Source organism: Aquabacter sediminis (assembly GCF_028863665.1).
In the GTDB taxonomy this organism is placed as follows: Bacteria; Pseudomonadota; Alphaproteobacteria; order Rhizobiales; family Xanthobacteraceae; genus L1I39.
Map to the genome: position 1 here is coordinate 1 of NZ_JARBFX010000017.1, position 18,650 is coordinate 18,650.

19 protein-coding genes are annotated in these 18,650 nt (G+C 69.2%); 5 read left to right on the forward strand and 14 right to left on the reverse strand.

The genetic code is table 11. The features are described from left to right. The first annotated feature begins 318 nt into the window (after positions 1-318). Positions 319-762 carry a DUF5990 family protein gene (locus PV781_RS22515; protein WP_274777867.1) on the forward strand — a complete coding sequence of 148 codons (444 nt, stop codon included), beginning with the start codon at positions 319-321 and terminating at the stop codon, positions 760-762. A 191-nt stretch (positions 763-953) separates the two neighbouring features. On the opposite strand, the gene PV781_RS22520 is transcribed toward PV781_RS22515, so the two are convergent. The 6 genes from PV781_RS22520 to PV781_RS22545 all read right to left on the reverse strand — a co-directional run bounded on the left by PV781_RS22520 (position 954) and on the right by PV781_RS22545 (position 7,682). Next, a complete protein-coding gene (locus tag PV781_RS22520; protein ID WP_274777868.1) occupies positions 954-2,273 on the reverse strand; it encodes a lytic murein transglycosylase in 1,320 nt (439 codons plus the stop codon). Between the two features lie 314 nt (positions 2,274-2,587). Next, a complete protein-coding gene (locus tag PV781_RS22525) occupies positions 2,588-3,073 on the reverse strand; it encodes a DUF1178 family protein (RefSeq protein WP_274777869.1) in 486 nt (161 codons plus the stop codon). Continuing rightward, positions 3,070-3,954 (reverse strand): carbon-nitrogen hydrolase family protein, encoded by an 885-nt coding sequence (locus PV781_RS22530; protein ID WP_274777870.1) that lies wholly within the window; start codon positions 3,952-3,954, stop codon positions 3,070-3,072. Before PV781_RS22530 ends, PV781_RS22525 begins: the two co-directional genes overlap by 4 nt. A 130-nt stretch (positions 3,955-4,084) precedes the next feature. After that, positions 4,085-4,339 (reverse strand): glutaredoxin 3, encoded by a 255-nt coding sequence (gene grxC, locus PV781_RS22535; protein ID WP_274777871.1) that lies wholly within the window; start codon positions 4,337-4,339, stop codon positions 4,085-4,087. A 115-nt stretch (positions 4,340-4,454) separates the two neighbouring features. Continuing rightward, the gene (locus tag PV781_RS22540; protein WP_274777872.1) at positions 4,455-5,255 is read right to left on the reverse strand and encodes a ComF family protein; all 801 of its coding nucleotides are present in this window, start codon (positions 5,253-5,255) and stop codon (positions 4,455-4,457) included. Between the two features lie 108 nt (positions 5,256-5,363). Then, the gene (locus PV781_RS22545) at positions 5,364-7,682 is read right to left on the reverse strand and encodes a heavy metal translocating P-type ATPase (RefSeq protein WP_274777932.1); all 2,319 of its coding nucleotides are present in this window, start codon (positions 7,680-7,682) and stop codon (positions 5,364-5,366) included. A gap of 588 nt (positions 7,683-8,270) precedes the next feature. Here PV781_RS22545 and PV781_RS22550 point away from each other — a divergent pair. Continuing rightward, entirely contained in the window at positions 8,271-8,546 is a 276-nt protein-coding gene (locus tag PV781_RS22550) for a metal-sensitive transcriptional regulator (RefSeq protein WP_425532455.1), read from the forward strand. A gap of 63 nt (positions 8,547-8,609) precedes the next feature. Here PV781_RS22550 and arfB read toward each other — a convergent pair whose 3' ends face one another. Next, positions 8,610-9,032 (reverse strand): alternative ribosome rescue aminoacyl-tRNA hydrolase ArfB, encoded by a 423-nt coding sequence (gene arfB / locus PV781_RS22555; RefSeq protein WP_274777873.1) that lies wholly within the window; start codon positions 9,030-9,032, stop codon positions 8,610-8,612. 84 nt (positions 9,033-9,116) lie between these two features. Beyond that, positions 9,117-10,142 (reverse strand): l-ornithine N(alpha)-acyltransferase, encoded by a 1,026-nt coding sequence (olsB, locus tag PV781_RS22560; RefSeq protein ID WP_274777874.1) that lies wholly within the window; start codon positions 10,140-10,142, stop codon positions 9,117-9,119. A gap of 329 nt (positions 10,143-10,471) precedes the next feature. Between olsB and PV781_RS22565 the strand changes: the two genes are divergently transcribed. Beyond that, a complete protein-coding gene (locus PV781_RS22565) occupies positions 10,472-11,107 on the forward strand; it encodes a hypothetical protein (RefSeq protein WP_274777875.1) in 636 nt (211 codons plus the stop codon). Positions 11,108-11,136: 29 nt separating this feature from the next. Here the strand turns inward: PV781_RS22565 and PV781_RS22570 are convergent, their stop codons facing one another. Beyond that, positions 11,137-12,669, reverse strand: a complete 1,533-nt coding sequence (locus PV781_RS22570; RefSeq protein WP_274777876.1) for a YifB family Mg chelatase-like AAA ATPase — start codon at positions 12,667-12,669, stop codon at positions 11,137-11,139. A 240-nt stretch (positions 12,670-12,909) separates the two neighbouring features. Here PV781_RS22570 and PV781_RS22575 point away from each other — a divergent pair, with 240 nt between their 5' ends. Continuing rightward, positions 12,910-13,692, forward strand: coding sequence for a class I SAM-dependent methyltransferase (locus PV781_RS22575; RefSeq protein ID WP_274777877.1), 783 nt, complete (start codon positions 12,910-12,912; stop codon positions 13,690-13,692). 6 nt (positions 13,693-13,698) lie between these two features. Here PV781_RS22575 and PV781_RS22580 read toward each other — a convergent pair whose 3' ends face one another. The 5 genes from PV781_RS22580 to PV781_RS22600 all read right to left on the reverse strand — a co-directional run bounded on the left by PV781_RS22580 (position 13,699) and on the right by PV781_RS22600 (position 17,482). Then, the gene (locus tag PV781_RS22580) at positions 13,699-14,013 is read right to left on the reverse strand and encodes a polyhydroxyalkanoic acid system family protein (protein ID WP_274777878.1); all 315 of its coding nucleotides are present in this window, start codon (positions 14,011-14,013) and stop codon (positions 13,699-13,701) included. Positions 14,014-14,095: 82 nt separating this feature from the next. Then, positions 14,096-15,043 (reverse strand): glutathione synthase, encoded by a 948-nt coding sequence (gshB, locus tag PV781_RS22585; RefSeq protein WP_274777879.1) that lies wholly within the window; start codon positions 15,041-15,043, stop codon positions 14,096-14,098. 89 nt (positions 15,044-15,132) lie between these two features. Continuing rightward, positions 15,133-15,549 (reverse strand): YraN family protein, encoded by a 417-nt coding sequence (locus tag PV781_RS22590; protein WP_274777880.1) that lies wholly within the window; start codon positions 15,547-15,549, stop codon positions 15,133-15,135. Beyond that, positions 15,542-16,462 carry a 16S rRNA (cytidine(1402)-2'-O)-methyltransferase gene (gene rsmI, locus PV781_RS22595; RefSeq protein ID WP_274777881.1) on the reverse strand — a complete coding sequence of 307 codons (921 nt, stop codon included), beginning with the start codon at positions 16,460-16,462 and terminating at the stop codon, positions 15,542-15,544. The genes PV781_RS22590 and rsmI overlap by 8 nt, the downstream gene beginning before the upstream one ends. Positions 16,463-16,564: 102 nt before the next feature. Next, positions 16,565-17,482, reverse strand: a complete 918-nt coding sequence (locus PV781_RS22600) for an MBL fold metallo-hydrolase (protein ID WP_274777882.1) — start codon at positions 17,480-17,482, stop codon at positions 16,565-16,567. A gap of 225 nt (positions 17,483-17,707) precedes the next feature. Between PV781_RS22600 and PV781_RS22605 the strand changes: the two genes are divergently transcribed. Then, a complete protein-coding gene (locus PV781_RS22605; RefSeq protein ID WP_274777883.1) occupies positions 17,708-18,484 on the forward strand; it encodes a sulfite exporter TauE/SafE family protein in 777 nt (258 codons plus the stop codon). Positions 18,485-18,650 lie beyond the last annotated feature (166 nt).

The following is an 18,650-nucleotide window of genomic DNA, read 5'->3' on the forward strand; positions in this document are numbered from 1 at the left end:
GCAAAGGACATCAAAGCTCTAAACACGATAAACAAAACAAAAACCCCCGGGCGTCGAAAGACAAACGGGGGTTTTTGTTTGGACACAACCCCCCAAATCCCCGCCCATGACGACTACCGTGAGCCGGTTGCCCGCTGCGCGCGCGGGCTTCGGCCGTGGGGCCTGGGGCCTCATGACGCCTCCAGAAGGAGGTGCGGGGGCGGTCGCAACCCCACCAGAGCCGTCCCTCCCGTCCAGGAGCGCACGATGCCTGGCACTCGTCCTGCTGACCGTGAGACACTGCCACGGCAAGACCCCAGGCCTCCAGGCACCCTGAAGATGACCGCTTCGACCATCACCTTGCGCCTGATCATCCAGGACCCTGTTCCCGGCGTGACCTACAGCCTTCAGGACCCGAAGAACACGCCGGTCGATCCCGTCGTCGCTTCGGAGGCGCCGTTGGCCTTCGACCTAGCGGTTCAGGTGGCGGAGGGGCCGCGCTTTCGCGGGCCGTTCGTGCGCCGAGAGGGGAAGGAACGGCAGTTCGTCTATATCGCGATCGGGACCCAGGCCGGAGACCCCGGTTCGCCCTGGAGCCGTCGCGGCAAGGTGGACATTCACGACCTGTCGCCGGCGCTTCTGGAGGTGGCGCTGCGGGGCACCGTGCTGGAGGCACGTCTCCCCGGACGGGATGGAAAGGGAGGCCCAGCCTGCGCCACCTTGCGGCCGCTGGGCGGCTGGCAGGCAGCTGGAGAAGCCGCATCCCACCAGCCCCGCACCTAGAGCGCGATCCCATCAGATTGAACCAATCTGATCGGCGCATGCTCTAGGTCCGAGGCCACATCTTGCCCGAACGCGCTCCGGGACGAGGGCGCTTGCTCGTCATGCCGGTGTCGTCGGGGACCTCCCGCGCAAGGGGGTTCGACCAAGCGCGGGGCGTTCGGCGGACGCGAGACCCGGCCCGCCAACCCTCCTCAGCGCCGCAAGCGATCCAGCACGGCCACGGAGGGGTAGCCGTCCGGCAGCATGCCGGCGCGGACCTGGAAGTCCTGCACCGCCACGCGTGTCTTCTGGCCGAGAATGCCGTCCACGGTGCCGATGTCATAGCCGCGCTGGATCAGCAGGTTCTGCAATTCCACGCGCTCGCTGCGGCTGAGCGCGCGCTCGTCGGGCCAGTTCTGGGCGAAGGCGCCGCCGCCGCGCAGGCGGTCGGACAGGTGGCCGATGGCGAGGGCATAGGCATCGGCGGGATTGTATTTCAGGATGGCCGAGAAGTTCGGCAGCATCAGGAAGGCCGGACCCTTGGCGCCCGCAGGCAGCAGCAGGAAGGCCGTGTCGTTGCCGCGCGGAAAGTCGCGCCCGCCCGGCCGCTTGATGCCCAGCGCGGCCCATTGGCCGAGCGTCATCTTGCGGGAGCGGTCCACATAGCGGTAGTCGAAATTGGCCGGCAGGACCACCTCATAGCCCCAGGTGCGGCCGAACTCCCAGCCGTCCAGCTTCAGGTTGTTCGCCGTTGAGCCGATCACGTCGGGGATGGAATCCACCACGTTGCGCTTGCCGTCGCCGTCGAAATCCACGGCGAAGCGCTGGAACGAGGTGGGCATGAACTGGGTGGGGCCGAAGGCGCCGGCCCAGGAGCCCTTCAGATGGTCCGCCGGAACGTCGCCCTTCTCCAGGATCTGGAGAGTGGCCAGGAATTCGTCGCGGAAGAATTCCTGCCGCCGGCCGATGCAAGCCAGCGTCGCGGTGGAGCGCAGCACCGAGCGATTGCCCATGCCCGAGGGGCTGCCATAGTCGGATTCGATGCCCCAGATGGCGGCCACCGCATAGCGATCCACGCCGAAAGCCTTCTCCGCATGGTCGAAGATGGGCTTGTACTTGGCCAGGATCTCCTTGCCGCGCGTGATGCGCCGCTCGGTGACCAGCATGTTCACATAATCGCCGATGGGCTTGGAGAATTCCGGCTGCTGGTCCAGGAAATCCATGATCTTCATGTCGGGGGTGAGGTCCGACGTGTAGCGCTCGAAGGTGCGGCGCGAGACGCCCTTGCCCTGGGCTTGCGGCCACATGCCGGCGATGCAGCTGTTGAAATTGGCTTCCGCAGCGGCGATCGCCTGCGGCGCCATCAGGGGATGACTGGAGCGGGCGGGCGCGGGAGCGGGCGTTGCAGGCGCATCGACGACGGAGCCGGTCACCTGCGCGGTCACCTGCCCGCAAGCGCCAGCCACGAAGCTGCCGGCGAGCGCGAGGCCGCAGGCGGCGACGCGAAGGGGGCGGGGGAGTGTGTGTGCCATGTGCGCCTCATCCTGGCGGACAAAGCCGCCACATCTTCGGGCCCCGCCAGCCTCCGCGCGAACCTGGGGCGGTTCGCCGTGCGGGAAGCCGGGGCGGCGGCCATGCCCCAATCTGCGTCCGCGCCCCGGCGGGTGCGGGCGGCTCGGTCCCTACCTTTTCGCGTAGAGACGGATAAGCCCCTCCCCTTGAATCGCGATGCGGTTCAAGGGAAGCGGATCCGGCTCTAATGGGCCGCGAATATGGTTGCGCCGGGGTTAACGCAGGGCAAGTTTGTGCGGGATGGGCGTGCCTTTTGGCGCGCGGCAAGGACCCGTCAGTTGCGCTCGTCGGGAAGGACGGGCAGCGCATAGACCTCCACCTCGTCCTCCTTCAGCGTGCGCACCTCCTCGGGTGTCGCCTCGCCATAGATGGAGCGGTGCTCCACCTCGCCCTGGTGCATCTTGCGGGCGAGGTCGGCGAACTGGTCGCCCACATAGTCCGCCGTGCTGGTCACATGGTCGCGCACGGCGCGCAGCAGGCGGCGCAGCTCGCGCTCCGGCTCGGACATGAGGGCCATCTGCTCGGCGGCCGGAGGGGCGTTCGGAGCGGGCTCCGTGGCCTCGGCCGGGCGCGGCTCGGGCGCGCGGGCGCGATCGGTGCGCGCAACGGAGGGCGCCATTACCGCCTTCTCCACGGCCACGCTGCCGCAGGTGGGACAGGCGACGAAGCCGTGCGCCTTCTGCTTCTCATAGCTGTCGGACGAGGGAAACCAGCTCTCGAACGTGTGGTCCTGGTCGCACCGGAGCGTGTAGCGGATCACGTGGGGGCTCCCACCAGGTGCAGGTGGCCCGCCGGCCGGCCCTCCGCCATCTCGAAGCGGCGGCCGTGGCGCAGGGAGGGGATGCGCTGGCGCACGGCGTCCACCTCGGCCATGTCCAGCTCGGCGAGGATGACGCCCGGATCGCTCCCGCCTTCCGCCAGAACGCGGCCCCACGGGTCGATCACCAGGGAATGGCCATAGGTCTCGCGGCCATTCTCATGCCGACCGCCCTGGGCCGCGGCGAGCACATAGGCGCCGTTCTCGATGGCGCGGGAGCGCAGCAGCACATGCCAATGGGCCTCGCCCGTGGGACGCGTGAAGGCGGCCGGGACGGTGAGCACCTGCGCCCCGGCTTCCGCCAGCGCCCGGTACAAGGCAGGGAAGCGCAGGTCGTAGCAGATGGTCATGCCAAGCCCGATGCCCTCCACATGGCCGAGCACGGCCCGCTCGCCGGGCTTGTAGGCGGTGGATTCGCGGTAGCTCTCGCCGTTTGGGAGGTCCACGTCGAACATGTGGATCTTGTCGTAGCGGGCGGCGATCTCGCCGTCGGGCGCGATCAGGAAGCCGCGATTGACAGCCCGCTGCTCGGAGACCTTCAGCGCCAGCGAGCCCACATGCAGGTGGATGGAGAGGCTGCGCGCGAGGTCGCGGAAGGCGGCGAGGGCGGGATCGCTCTCTTCCTCCTTCAGCTGTTCGAACAGGATGGACCGGTCCAGCTCCATGAGATTGGTGGTCTCGGGCGTCTGCACATAGCGCGCGCCCGCCTCCGCGGCCTGCCGGATGAGGGCGCTGGCAATGTCGATATTGGCGCCGACATCGCGGCCGGAGCGCAGCTGGACGAGGCCGACGCGCAGGGTCTGGGAGGAGGCTGAGGAGCTCATGGGGTCTCGCAGGCTTTCCGGTTCTCGCATCAGTCTAGAGCAGGCGCCGGTCCGATGGCACCGCAATCGAGACGGGTCACGCTTTCTCTACCGTGGGAGGTCTGCGCGCCAGGCGCGGGCGCGCGTGAGGTCATGCCGCCAGCGCGTCCAGCTTGCCCTCGCGCTCGAGGGCATAAAGGTCATCGCAGCCGCCCACATGGGTGTCGCCGATGAAGATCTGCGGCACGGAGGTCCGCCCGCCGGCCTTCTGGGACATGTCCGCCTGGCCGGCGGGGTCGGTGGTCACGTCGATCTCGGTGAAGGTCCAGCCCTTGCGGCGCAGCAACTCCTTGGCCGCGTGGCAGTAGGAGCACCAGCTCTTGGTGTAGATGACGATGGATTTCATGAAAGCCCCTAGAGCACGTCCGGCTCGGACTGCGGCGCAATCCAAGCCAAGCGTGATCCGACAATAAGTTAGAGACGGGGAACGCCGTCACGGAAGTGTTGCATAATATGGGTTTTCAGCCGGCTTCCACAACCCGGGCGAAGGTGAGGGCATCCACATGCGCCGCGCCCGCGCGCCGCAGGGTCCGGGCACAGGCGTCCAGGGTGGCGCCGGTGGTCAGCACATCGTCGACTAACAGGATGCGGCGCCCGTAAACATGCGCCTCGGCGGCCGCGCGAACGGCGAACGCGCCCGACACATTGCGGTGCCGTTCAAGCCGGCTCAGGGATATCTGGGAGGGGGTCGCGCGCACCCGTACGAGGGTGTCTGTCCTCCATTTTTTTTCCGCCCCGCTGGCGAGGTGCCGGGCCAGAAGCGCGGCCTGGTTGAAGCGCCGCCGCCACAGCCGGAAGGCGTGCAGCGGCACGGGCAGGAGGAGGTCGGCATCCGCCAGCACGTCCCGCCCGGCCTGGGCCATGAGGCGGGCCATGGGCCGGGCAAGGTCCAGCCGGTCGCCATATTTCAGGCCATGCACCAGGTCGCGGGAAATGTCGCCGAACACCACAGCCGCCCGCGCCCGCGCGAAGGCGGGGGGATCAGCCAGGGCCTCGGCGCTCAGATAGGGGCCGGCATCGCCCAGCGGGGTGAAGGGCAGGGGCGTGCCGAGCCGCTCGCAGAACGGCCGGGCGATGAAGGTCAGGCGCGGCCAGCAGGTGCCGCACAGGCCCCCCTTTCCGGCCATCACCCCGTGGCAGGAGATGCAGGTGGGCGGAAGGACGAGATCCGCCATCATTCCTGCAGCGCCGACCGCAAGGCGGCCGAAAGGGGCAAGGCGTGTGCGCCATCTGGTGTCGGAGGGGCGTGGGGCCTCGTCCATGGCATCCCCGCTGGCCGGCCCAAGCCGGATCAGGTCCAGGATGCGCGCGCCCCTTTGGCGCTGCAAGGGCAGGCAGCGGCGCAAACGGCAAAGGATGCGCCGTGCCGATCAGGGCCGCCAGCGCTGCAAGGTGAGCGCATTGGCGATGACGCTGACCGAGGAGAGCGACATGGCCGCCGCCGCCACCATGGGCGAAAGCAGGAGGCCGAAGGCGGGATAGAGCACCCCCGCCGCCAGCGGCACGCCGGCCGCGTTGTAGGCGAAAGCGAAGAACAGGTTGCGCCGGATGTTCGCCATGGTCGCGCGCGAGAGCGAGCGGGCATGGGCGATGCCGGCCAGATCACCGTTCAGAAGCGTGATGCCGGCGCTTTCCATGGCCACGTCCGTGCCGGAGCCCATGGCGATGCCGACATCGGCGGCAGCCAGTGCGGGGGCGTCGTTCACCCCATCCCCCGCCATGGCCACCACATGGCCGGCGGCGCGCAGGGCCTTCACCTTCTCCACCTTGTCCTCGGGGCGCACCTGCGCATGCACTTCGGCAATGCCGAGGCGCCGCGCCACCGCTTCGGCGGTGGTGCGGTTGTCGCCGGTGAGCATGACAACGCGCACCTTGTCGGCTTTGAGCGCCTTCAGGGCCTCGGCGGTGCTGGCCTTGATGGGGTCGGCGATGGCAACGAGGCCTGCGAGCTTGCCTTCCCGCGCGATGAAGACCACGGTGGACCCGGACTGGCGCAGGGCGTCCGCCTCGGCCAGCAGGGGCCGGCATTCCGGGCCGCCTTCGGCGATGAAGCCGGCATGGCCCACCGCCACCGCGACGCCGTCCACCCGGCCGCGCACGCCGCCGCCGGTGATGGCCTCGAAATCCTGCACGTCGGACAGATCCAGGTCGCGGGCCTTGGCCTCCCGGAGGAAGGCGGCGGCAAGGGGATGCTCGCTGCCCCGCTCCAGGCTCGCGGCGAGGCGCAACAGGGTGGTCTCGTCGCCATCAATGGCCCGCATCTCGACGATGCGCGGACGGCCTTCCGTGAGGGTGCCGGTCTTGTCCACCAGGACCGTGGCGACCTTCTCCAGACGCTCCAGCGCCTCGGCATTCTTCACCAGGACGCCGGCCTGGGCCCCGCGCCCGACGCCCACCATCACCGACATGGGCGTGGCAAGGCCCAGTGCGCAGGGGCAGGCGATGATAAGGACGGAGACGGCGGCGGTGAGCGCATAGGCGAGGCGCGGCTCCGGCCCCACCAGCATCCAGGCGGCAAAGGCGATGAGCGCCGCCGCGACCACGGCAGGCACGAACCAGCCCGAGACCGTGTCGGCGAGCCGCTGGATGGGCGCGCGCGACCTTTGGGCGGTGGCGACCATCTGCACGATCTGGGCGAGCATGGTTTCCCGGCCCACCTTTTCCGCCCGCATGACGAAGCCGCCGGTGGCAGCCAGCGTGCCGCCGATGACGGCATCGCCCGCACGCTTAGCCACGGGGACGGATTCGCCGGTGACGAGTGATTCATCCAGCGCCCCGCGCCCCTCGGTGATGAGCCCGTCCACGGGCACCTTCTCGCCGGGTCGCACGCGCAGGAGGTCGCCCTTGGCGATGAGGTCGAGGGCCACGTCCTCGTCCGTGCCGTCGGGACGCACCCGGCGGGCGGTCTTGGGGGCAAGGCCCAGCAACGCCTTGATGGCGCCGGACGTGCGCTCGCGCGCCTTCAGCTCCATCACCTGGCCCAGCAGGACCAGCACGGTGATCACCGCCGCCGCCTCGAAATAGACCGCCACCGCGCCGTCATGGCGCGTCAGGCCGTGGGGGAAGAGGCCGGGCAGGAAGGTGCCCACCAGCGAATAGGCATAGGCGACGCCCGTGCCGATGGCGATGAGCGTGAACATGTTCAGATGCCCGGTGCGCACCGAGGCGATGCCGCGGGCGAAGAAGGGCTGGCCTGCCCACAGCACCACGGGGGTGGCGAGGGCGAATTGCACATAATTGGACACCTGCTGCGGCAGCACATGCAGGCCGAACAGGTGCTGGCCCATTTCCAGCACGAAGACCGGCAGGGCCAAGGCAAGGCCGATCCAGAACCGGCGGGTCATGTCCGCCAGTTCTTCGTTGGGGCCGTCGTCGAGGCTGACCAGTTCCGGCTCCAGCGCCATGCCGCAAATGGGGCAGGTGCCCGGCCCCACCTGGCGGATCTCCGGATCCATGGGGCAGGTATAGATGGTGCCCTCCGGCACGGGCTCGGCGGGGACGGGCTGGCCGGAGAGATAGCGGGCCGGATCGGCGTCGAACTTGGTCTTGCAGCTGGGATTGCAGAAATAATAGGGCCGCCCCTCATGGGTGGAGCGGTGCTTGGCCGTGTGCGGGTCCACATCCATGCCGCACACCGGGTCCTTCACCAGCTGGCTGGCGGCCGGGGAGGGCGCGTGACCCGCATGCATATGGCCCGCGTGGTCGTGCCCATGCGGGTGGCCGTGGTCCCCATGCCCGCCGCAGCAGGAGGCGGCCGGCGGCGTCAGGTCCAAAGGCGCGGGGGCGGAGCAGCAGGCATGGCCGGACGGCTCCGGCGTGGTCTCCGGCTCGTGCGCCGATCTGGGCGCCGCCGCGCGGGGGGCGGCGGACAGGTCGAGCGGCGCCGGCGGCGCGCAGCAATCGGCGTGCTGCGGCGGAGCCGAAGCCGGCCCGGTTCCGCCGCAGCATCCGCCGTCTTCCTTATGGACGTGCGCCTTTGGGGCGGCAGGCCCCGCCTGGGGCGCGCCGCCGCAGCACTCCGCGCCCGAGGCCGGCTTGGACAGGTCCAGCGGCGCGGGGCTCGAACAGCAGCTGCCATGCCCCTCCGCCGGCTGGCCTTTGGCCGGATGGGGCGCGGAAGCGGGCGTGCGGGCGGGGTCGGTCTTGTCTGCCATCATGGCCTCACCACAGGGCAAGGGGAGGGGAGCGTCTTTGCGCTGGCTCAGATTCCGCGAAAGAAACCCCACGGGGGTATCTGCTGACTTGTTTGATATACCCATAGGGGGTATATGGCAAGCATGGGACCCACAGCCAAGACATCCGTTCTCAAGCGCCTCAATCGCATCGAAGGGCAGGTGCGCGGCATCGCCAAGATGGTGGAGGAGGACCGCTACTGCATCGACGTGGTGACGCAGATCGCCGCTGTCCGCGCCGCGCTGCGCAAGGCGGAGGAAGAAGTGTTGCGGGACCACGTGGCCCATTGCGTGGAGCACGCCATCCGCTCGGGCAATGCGGAAGAGCAGCGCAAGAAGGTGGCCGAGCTCATGGACGTGCTCGCCCGCACCGAGCGATAAGCCGGCTTAGCAGTGTTCCCCGGATGCACGGCCGCGCGCCGGTACGCGTCCCATCCCGATCCGTCAGTCCACGTCCACCCGCCCCCGCCGCAGGCTCTTCACGCTGCCGCGCCGCTCCTTGGCGGCGAGCCGGCGCTCCTTGGAGGCCAAAGTCGGCCGCGTCTTGCGGCGGATGGGGGCCACATAGGCCGCCTCGCGCAGCATCTCGACCAGCCGGCCGATGGCATCCTCGCGATTGCGTTCCTGGGTGCGGTGGCGCTGGGCGTGGATGATGACGACGCCGTCTTGCGTCATCCGGCTGCCGGCGATGGCGGGCAGGCGGGACTTCAACCCCTCGGGCAGGCTGGGGGAGGCCAGTGCGTCGAACCGCAATTGAACCGCGGTGGACACCTTGTTCACATTCTGTCCGCCGGGGCCGGAGGCGCGCACATAGGCGAAGTCCAGCTCGTCCTCCTGGAGGGCGATGCGGTGGGTGATCGCGATCATGAGCGCGGCTCGCGGCGGGTCATGCCGTCCACATGCGGCAGCTTGCGCCGCCGCGCAAGGGTGCAGTCGCTCTCGCGTCCGCCCTCAGATGGCGTGGCGGTTCGCGCTCGGGCCGAAATGCTCCACATAGCGCGGGCTGATGACGGCGCGGGGCAGGATGACCAGCACGTCGGTGGTGCCGAATTGGTGGTCCACGACGGCGCCGTCGCCCACATAGCCGCCGAGGCGCAGATAGCCCTTCACCAGGGGCGGCAGGGACTGCATGGCCGCCTTCAGGTTGATGTCCTGCGGCGCCATGCGGTTCATGGACACGTAGCGCTGGGGGATGGCTGCGGCGCGCCATTCTTCCGGGGCCAGCGCATTGTGGTGCAGGAAGGAGAGCGGCAGGGCGAGGGCGGACGGGTCCGTGCCCTCCAGGCTGGCGCAGCCGAACATGACGTCGATGTCGTTGCGCAGGATATAGGTCCAGATGCCGTGCCAGAGCAGCTCCACCGTGCGCTTGTTGCGGTAGGGCTTGAGCACGCAGGAGCGGCCCAGCTCCAGGAATTTCAGGTCCGGATGGGCATCCACGATCCGGTTCACGTCGAATTCGGCCTGGGTATAGAAGCCGCCATGGCGACGGGCGACATCCTGGCGCAGCAGGCGATAGGTGCCCACCACCTTGGGCTTCACCCGCCCGAGCACCATCTTGGCCTCGTCATAATCGAGCACCAGCATGTGGTCGCAGATGGCGTCGAAGGCGTCCATGTCGCGCCGGGCGAGGCGGGCGGGCCCGTCCGGCAGGGCCGACATTTCCTCGTAGAAGACCTTGTAGCGCAGCTTCTGCGCCTTGCGCACGTCGCGCGCGGTGCGGGCGAGGCGCACCTCCAGCGAGCCGAGCCGGCCGAGCACGACGGGTTCGCCCAGCGGGCGCACTTCGCGGTGGCGGATGCCGGAATAGGCGCGCAGGTCGCTGACGAATTTCTGCGAGCCGGGAATGCCGGGCACGCCGCGCTCCGCCCAGGCGAGCGGATCGGCGAAGTTCACGCGCGCCACATCGATGCCCTTGCCCAGCAAGGCGGGCAGGTTGAAGGCGGGCTGAACCTGGGTTTCCGGCACCTGGCGCTTCATAGGCCGACCCCTCCCTGGGCCGTCGCGATCCACGGGTTCAGGCGCTTGCCACCGCAGACCGAGCCCGGCGGCGTCACCTTTTCCGCATGACCGTGGACACCACCATAAGATTCATACGCGCATGTGACAATGCGACAGTCACACTTCGTCACCTTAGGTAAGGTGCTGTGCCCGGCCAGGCTTTTGGCGCCACGCGCCAAGGTGGCGGGCACGTGCGGCCGCGTTCACGCTTTTGGAGGAAAAGCCGTGCCATGAGAGGCCAAGGCCCGCCGCAGGTGGCGGGCGGCATGGCCGCGCCGGGGGCGCGGGACACTCATAGGGGGTCACATATGCTTGGCATTTCTCGCGGCACCGGCGCCCGGATGCGCGCAACCGCTCTCACCGCCGCGCTTCTGGGGGCCGGCGCCCTGTTCGGCGCCGAGGAGGCCGCCGCCCAGCCGCGCCCGGTGCCCTCCGCCGTCACCACCATCGACGTCCCCGGCGTCGGCCCCATGACCGTCCTGACCTATCAGGCGCGCTTCGTCTCCGCCGATCCGGCTGACCGCCGGGTGGTGCTGGAAGGCGCCAATGGCAAGCGCTGGTCGGTCCTGGTGCCTCCGCTGTTCGGCGACGTGATGGCCATGGCCAACAGCCGCTCCGTCACCGTGCGCGTGCTGCCCGGCACCGTCACCTATCTCGGCAAGGCCCACCAGGGCACGCCCGGCCGCGTTTCGGCCGAAGTGGTGCTGAAGGACGGCCTGCCCGGCTGGCCGCAGGATTTCGGCTTCCGGGAAGTTACCGTCACCAACATCCTCGTCAATATCGACAAGGCCAACGGCACCATCTCGTTCGAGGGGCCGGAAGGCTTGGTGCGCACGGTGAAGGCGGCGAACGCCCAGGTGCTGGCGGACCTCCAGCAGGTGCAGCTCGGCGACCTCTGCGAGATCCGCTACTACGAAGGCCTCACCGTCACCGCCAATTACTGAAGCCAACCCGAACCGGGCGGCCGCCGGTTTCAGGCGGCGGCCCGGGGACGGTCAGCCATGGCCCGATAGGCGAGTGCTTCGGCCAGATGCTGGCGGCCGAGCGTCTCGGCCCCGGCGAGGTCCGCCAGCGTCCGCGCCACCTTCAGCACCCGGTGATAGCCGCGCGCGGACAGGTTCATGGCCTGCGAGGCATCGCGCAGCAAGGCCAGCGCCGCCCCGTCGGGGACCGCCACCTGCTCCAGCAGGGGGCCGGAGGCGTGGGCATTCATGGTCACATCCGGGCGGCCCAGCGCCGCATAGCGCTCCCGCTGCACGGCGCGGGCATTGGTGACGCGCGCCGCCACGTCCCGCGAGCTTTCGGAAGGTGCCGGCGAGACGAGGTCGCTTGCCCGCACCGCCGGCACTTCCAGATGGATGTCGATGCGGTCCATGAACGGGCCGGAGAGGCGCGCCTGGTATTCGTCCGCGCAGCGCGGGCCGCGCTTGCAGGTAAATCCCGGCTCCCCCGCGCGCCCGCAGCGGCACGGATTCATGGCCGCCACCAATTGGAACCGCGCGGGATAGCTTACCCGATGGTTCGCCCGCGCGATGAGCACCTCGCCGCTTTCCAGCGGCTGGCGGAGCGAATCCAGCACCTGGGGCGAGAATTCCGGCAATTCGTCCAGGAACAGCACGCCATGATGGGCGAGCGACACCTCCCCCGGCCGCGCCTTCATGCCGCCGCCCACCATGGCCGCCATGCTGGCGGAATGGTGGGGCGCGCGGAACGGCCGACGGTCCATCAGCGCGCCATCCTCGATGGCGCCGGCCACCGAGGCGATCATGGACACGTCCAGCATTTCGGCGGGCGAGAGCGGCGGCAGGATGGAGGGCAGGCGCTGGGCCAGCATGGACTTGCCGGCGCCGGGCGGGCCCACATAGATCAGGTTGTGCCCGCCGGCGGCGGCCACCTCCAGCGCCCGGCGAGCGGTCTCTTGGCCCTTCACGTCCTTCAGGTCCGGCAGGCCCTGCGCGCCCGCGCGGATGCGCGGATCGGGCCGGCCGAGGATCTGCCGGCCGGTGACGTGATTGGCGAACTGGATCAGGCTGTCGGGAGCGAGGATCGCCATGTCCGGGCTCGCCCAGGCCGCTTCCGCCCCGCAGGCGGCGGGGCAGACCAGGCCATGGCCGCGCGCATTGGCGCCGATGGCCGCCGGCAGCACGCCCGCCACCGCGGCGATGGTGCCGTCGAGGCCCAGTTCGCCCACCACCGTGAAGCCGGAAAGGCAATCGGAGGGGATCGCGCCAATGGCCGCCATGAGGCCGAGCGCGATGGGCAGGTCGTAGTGCGAGCCTTCCTTGGGCAAATCGGCGGGGGCAAGGTTCACGGTGATGCGCCGCGCCGGCAAGGCGAGGCCGGAGGCGATAAGGGCGGCGCGCACGCGCTCCTTGGCTTCCGTTACCGCCTTGTCCGGCAGGCCGACAATGGTGAAGGCGGGCAGTCCCGCCGCCACATGCACCTGCACGTCCACCGGGCGCGCATCCACACCCGCGAAGGCCACCGTCGCCACACGCTGGATCACGTCCCCCTCCCGGACCGTCCGCACATCCCAAGGTTGCCAGCGTAACCCGGCACCTTTCCGCGCACAAGAACGAAATGGGAACGTGCGGCCGTGGCAGAGGGCGCAGGTGCGCGCGGCGGGTGCCCCTGCGCATGGCGGGCGCGGGAGGCGTGCGGCGCCGGTGCTTGCTCCGGTCCCGGAACGGGGGCATGAGGGACATCGCCTTCATCACGCAATGAAAACGGCGTCCGGGAGATCACCATGAGCACGAACAGCGCCGATGTCCGCGGCATCCAGGCCCTGGTGGAAAGCCAGTTCGGTCCCCAGGCGGCCGCCTATGTGGCCAGCGCGGTCCATGCCTCCGGCGAGGATCTGGCGGCGCTGGCGGCTGCGGTGGAGGGCAAGGGCTTGGGCACGGCGCTGGATCTGGGCTGCGGCGGCGGCCATGTGAGCTTCACGCTGGCCCCCCATGTGGGCCAGGTGACGGCCTATGATTTGTCCGCCGACATGCTGGGCGCGGTAGCGGCGGAGGCGGGCCGGCGGGGGCTTGCCAACATCACCACGCAGGTGGGCTTTGCCGAGGCGCTGCCTTTCTCGGACGGCGCCTTTGATCTCGTCGCCTCGCGCTACAGCGCCCATCACTGGTCGGACGTGCCGGCGGGCCTCGCCGAGGCGCACCGCGTGCTGAAGCCCGGCGGCACGGCCATCTTCATGGATGCGGTGGCGCCCGCCCATCCGCTGCTGGACACCTTCCTCCAGACGGTGGAATTGCTGCGCGACCCCTCCCATGTGCGCGACTACTCGGTGGCCCAGTGGAAGGCCATGGCCGAGCAGGCGGGCTTCAAGGTGGAGCGGGTGGAAGCCCGGCGCATCCGCCTGGAATTCCAGCCCTGGGTCACGCGCATCCGCACCGATGCGCTCCATGTGGACGCCATCCGCTCACTCCAGGCCCTGGCGGCGGACCTGGTGCGCGATCACTTCGCCATCGAGGAGGACGGCTCCTTCATGCTGGACAATGCCAGCCTGACGCTCTCGCGCGCCTGACGGAGCCTAGCTCTTCTTCTCCAGGAGCAGGTGGCCCTGCTTCTGGATCATGTCCTTGGCCTTCTGCGCCATCATCTGCAGGAACCAGGGCAGTTCCACGCTCAGATGCACGGCATCCTCTGCCACATTCATCTCGCCCTGCGCCTTCTGGCCGAGCACGGCGATGCGGAAGGCCAGGTGGCTGTCGGTCCAGGTCTCTTCCTCCACCACCAGCTTGTCGGCGAAGCGCCCGCGCGCGGCGGTGAGGCCCTTCTGCAGGCGGCGGGTGGCTTCCTCCTTGCCGAGGCGGTGGGGGATGGAGACGGTGAGCGGTTGGGCCATGCTTCAGCTTTCCATGCGGGCGCCTTGCTGCGCGCTTGGATAACGCGCGGGCGCCGGTCCGGTTCAGGGGGAGCGAGGCGGCTCAGGCCGCCCGGCGCTTGTCCTCGATCTTGTCCCAGATCTGCGCGGCGATATCGGGGCCGTCCAGGCGCTTGATGGCGCGCAGGCCGGTGGGCGAGGTGACGTTGATCTCGGTGAGGTTGCCGGCGATCACGTCGATGCCCACGAACAAAAGCCCCCGCTCGCGCAGGGCCGGGCCGATGCGGGCGCAGATTTCCAGCTCGCGGTCGGTCAGGTCGGTGGGCCGGGCGGCGCCGCCGCGCACCATGTTGGAGCGCAGGTCGCCCTCGGAGGGCACCCGGTTCACCGCACCCGCCGCCTCGCCATCCACCAGGATGATGCGCTTGTCGCCATGCTTCACCTCGGGCAGGAAGCGCTGGATCACCCAGGGCTCGCGGAAGGTGGCGGCGAAGAAGTCATAGAGCGAGCCGAAATTCAGGTCGTCCGCCGTCAGGCGGAAGACGGCGGCGCCGCCATTGCCGTAAAGCGGCTTCATCACCACGTCACCAAACTCGGCCCGGAACGCCTTGATCTCGGCAAGGTCGCGCGTGATCAGCGTCGGCGGCATCAAATCCGGGAAGTGGGTGACGAAGATCTTCTCGGGCGCATTGCGCACATGGGCGGGGTCGTTCACCACCAGGGTCTTGGGGTGGATGCGCTCCAGCAAGTGCGTGGTGGTCACATAGGCCATGTCGAAGGGCGGGTCCTGGCGCAGCAGCACCACGTCATAGTCGGAGAGCGCCACCCGGCGCTTTTCGCCCAGTTGAAAATGAGCGCCGGCCTCGTCCGCCACGGTCAGCGGCTCGACGGTGGCGAACACCGTGCCGTCGCGCATGGCCAATTGGTCGGGCGTGTAGTGGACGAGGCTGTGGCCGCGCTTCTGGGCTTCCAGCAGCAAGGCGAAGGTGGAATCGCCGGCAATGTTGATGCGGGCGATATGGTCCATCTGGACCGCGACCTGAAGGGTCATAAGGGGTCTCCGGCGAACGCCAGGGAGGAGGGTTCCCCCTATCTATAACCGCGAACCGCCCGCCGCCAGAGCGGGGGCGTTTGCGTTCGTCAGAACGTCGCGTCGAACGCGCCGGGCAGGTGCTCCATCTCGCCGGCAGTGGTCATCAGCACGGCGTCGAAGCGCATGTTGAGGGCGGCAAGCTCGGGATGATCCGCGAGATAGGCCTCGGCGGCGGCGGCGATGCGGCGGCGCTGGCGGGGCAGGAGGGATTCCCCGGCGGTGGCGAGATCCGCGCGCACCTTCACCTCGCAGAACACCAGGAGGTCGCCCAGCCGGGCGATGAGGTCCACCTCGCCCGCCTTGGTGCGCACCCGCCGGCCGAGGATTTCGAAGCCCAGAGCGATCAGCAGCCCCGCCGCCTTGTCCTCCGCCTGGAGCCCACGCGCATAGGTGCGGGCGGCGTGAGCCGTGGAGCGGGCCGGCGAGTGGGGCGGCTTGGGCGCGCCCGGGCGGCGCTCAGCCATCGCTGTCCTCGGGCCCGCGCGTCAAGGCGAGGGCGCGGGCATAGACGTCGCGCTTGGGGCGGCCGGTGAGGGCGGTCACGGCGGCCACCGCATCCTTCAAGGAATGGTCGGCGAGCGCAGTGCGCAGGGCGCTGTCCACGTCGGTATCGCCGGCGGCTTCCTCAAGGGGCGGTCCGATGACGAGCACGATCTCGCCCTTGGGCGGGCCGGCCTCGGCATAATGGGCGGCAAGCGCGGGGAGCGTGCCCCGTCGCACTTCCTCGAAGGCCTTGGTCAGTTCCCGGCACACTGCCGCCGGCCGGTCGCCGAGGCCCTCGGCGAGGTCAGAAAGGCTTTCGGGCAAACGGGGGCCGGTCTCATAGAGGACAAGGGTCGCCGGGAAAGCCTTCAGCTCGGCGATGCGTCCGGCCCGCTGGCCCGCCTTGGGCGGCAGGAAGCCGTCGAACAGGAACCGGTCCGTGGGCAGGCCCGCCGCCACCAGCGCCGCCAGCAAGGCGGAGGCGCCGGGCAGGGGATGAATGCGGTGGCCGGCTTGCGCCACCTCCACCACCAGCTTGAAGCCGGGGTCTGACACGAGGGGCGTGCCCGCGTCCGAAATGAGCGCCACCGCCTCCCCGGCCGCAAGGCGGGCGAGCAGGCGCGGGCGCATGCTGGCGCCGTTATGGTCGTGATAGGGCACGAGCGGCGCCTCGATGCCGTAGCGGTCCAGGAGCCGGCGGGACATGCGCGTGTCCTCGCAGGCGATCACGTCCGCCCCGGCCAGCGTCTCCAGGGCGCGCAGCGTGATGTCCCCGAGATTGCCGATGGGGGTCGCCACCACATGCAGGCCCGGCGCGAGGCGGGCGGCGGGCAGGCGGGTTCCGGCGATGACATAGGCGCGCGGGCGGTCGGGCGCGGGAGGCGAGGCGTTCATGCCCGCCTTATAGCAGATCCCCGCGCCGGCCCGCCCGCTCAATCCACGCACCCCCTGCGCCCGTCCGCGCGTCTCAAAATCCGCGCGGGCGGCGGCGGAGGGTCAGGAGGCGATCTTCTCCACCGGCACGCCGCTCTTGGTCTTCACCGGGATGGTGAGGTAGTGCACCCCGTTGGCCGAGGCCGGCGGGAACTTGCCGGCGCGGATGTTCACCTGGATGGACGGCAGGAGCAGAACGGGGGCGGCCAGCTTGGCATCGCGGGTGGTGCGCATGGCCACGAATGCGTCCTCGCTCACCCCCTCATGCACATGCACATTGGCGGCGCGCTGCTCGGCCACCGTTGTTTCCCAGGCATAGGTGTCGCGGCCGGGCGCCTTGTAGTCGTGGCACATGAAGAGGCGGGTTTCCGGCGGCAAGGCCAGAAGCTTGCGGATGGAGCCATAGAGCTGATGGGCGTCTCCGCCGGGGAAGTCGGCGCGGGCGGTGCCATAATCGGGCATGAAGAGGGTGTCGCCCACGAACACCGCATCGGTGATCTTGTAGGACACGTCGGCGGGCGTATGGCCGGGCGTATAGAGCACCTCGGCGGTGAGCGATCCGATTGTGAAGTGCTCGCCATCCTTGAACAGATGGTCGAAATCGCTGCCGTCGGTCTTCAGGTCGGTGGCGTTGAAGACCGGGCGAAAGATGCGCTGCACGTCGACGATATGGTCGCCGATGCCGATGCGCGCGCCGGTCTTGCCCTTGATGTAAGGCGAGCCGGACAGGTGGTCCGCATGGGCGTGGGTCTCCAGCGTCCAGACGATGCGATAGCCCGCCTCCTGGGCGGCGGCGAGGATGGCGTCCACCGAGCGCGTGTCCACCGTTCCGGCCTTGTGGTCATAGTCCAGCACCGGGTCGATCACCGCCGCATCCTTGGTCGCGGGGTCCGCCACCAGATAGCTGATGGTGTTGGTGGGCTCGTCGAAGAAGGCCCGGATCACCGGCTTTGTCTCAGCGGGCGTGGCGTTCGCGGACATGGCGTTCATCTCCTGCTTGCGTGTTGGGACGGGGCGGGTGGGCCTGGGTTTTCCCCGGTCCCGCACCCCGAATGCATTTGACAAAGCTAACGTGTTTTTTTAATTTAGCAATATATGAAATACTAAAATAAAGATCCCGATGTCCCTCTCTCGGCTTCCGCGGTGCGCTGTCGCCCGTGTGCGCTTTGCCCGTCGCGCCAGCGCGAAAACAGAAGGCCTGCGGCCATGATTTCCCTGATGCAGCTCCTCCTCGGCCTCCTGGCCGGAACGCTGGTGGGCTTCTCTCTCGGCCTTGTGGGCGGAGGCGGCTCGGTGCTGGCGGTGCCGCTCCTCGTCTATTTTGTCGGCCTCCATGACCCGCATCTCGCCATCGGCACGAGCGCCGTGGCGGTGACGGTGAATGCCGCCCTGAGCCTTGCCGCCTATGCCCGCGCGGGACAGGTGAAGTGGCCGTGCTCGCTGACCTTCGCCACCGCCGGCATTCTCGGGGCCTTCGCCGGGTCCACCCTGGGCAAGGCGACCAATGGCCAGCACCTCCTCGCCCTGTTCGCGGGGGTGATGATGGTCATCGCGCTCGTCATGCTGAAACGCCGGGGTGCGGCGGGGGATCCCGGCGTACGGCTGTCGCGGGAATCCTTCCCGCGCGTGGTTGGCGTTGGCATGGGGAGCGGAGCGCTCTCCGGCTTCTTCGGCATTGGCGGCGGCTTTCTCATCGTGCCGGGCCTTGTGATCTCCACCGGCATGCCCATGCTGAATGCGGTGGGCTCCTCTTTGGTGGCGGTCACCGCCTTCGGGCTGACCACCTCGGTCAATTATGCCGTCTCGGGCCTCGTCTCCTGGCCTCTGGCGGCCATGGTGGTGGGCGGCGGCACGGCGGGCAGCCTGGTGGGCATGCGCCTGTCCAAGCGGCTGGCGGGGCAGAAGGGGCGGCTGAACGTGGCCTTCGCCGTCATCGTCTTCTCGGTGGGCCTTTATGTGCTGGCGCGCAGCCTGATCGGCTGAAGTTGATCGCGGTGCGGCCTCCTTCTCTCGCCAAAAGGACGCAGGGACGGTATGCGTGGACCCCACGCACAGCGCCCCAGCCAGAGGGAGAAGAACGGGTGGACGATCTCGCGCAAGGTTCGGTTCGCGTCACGCGCGAGGAGCTGGACACCGAAGGCCATTCTTC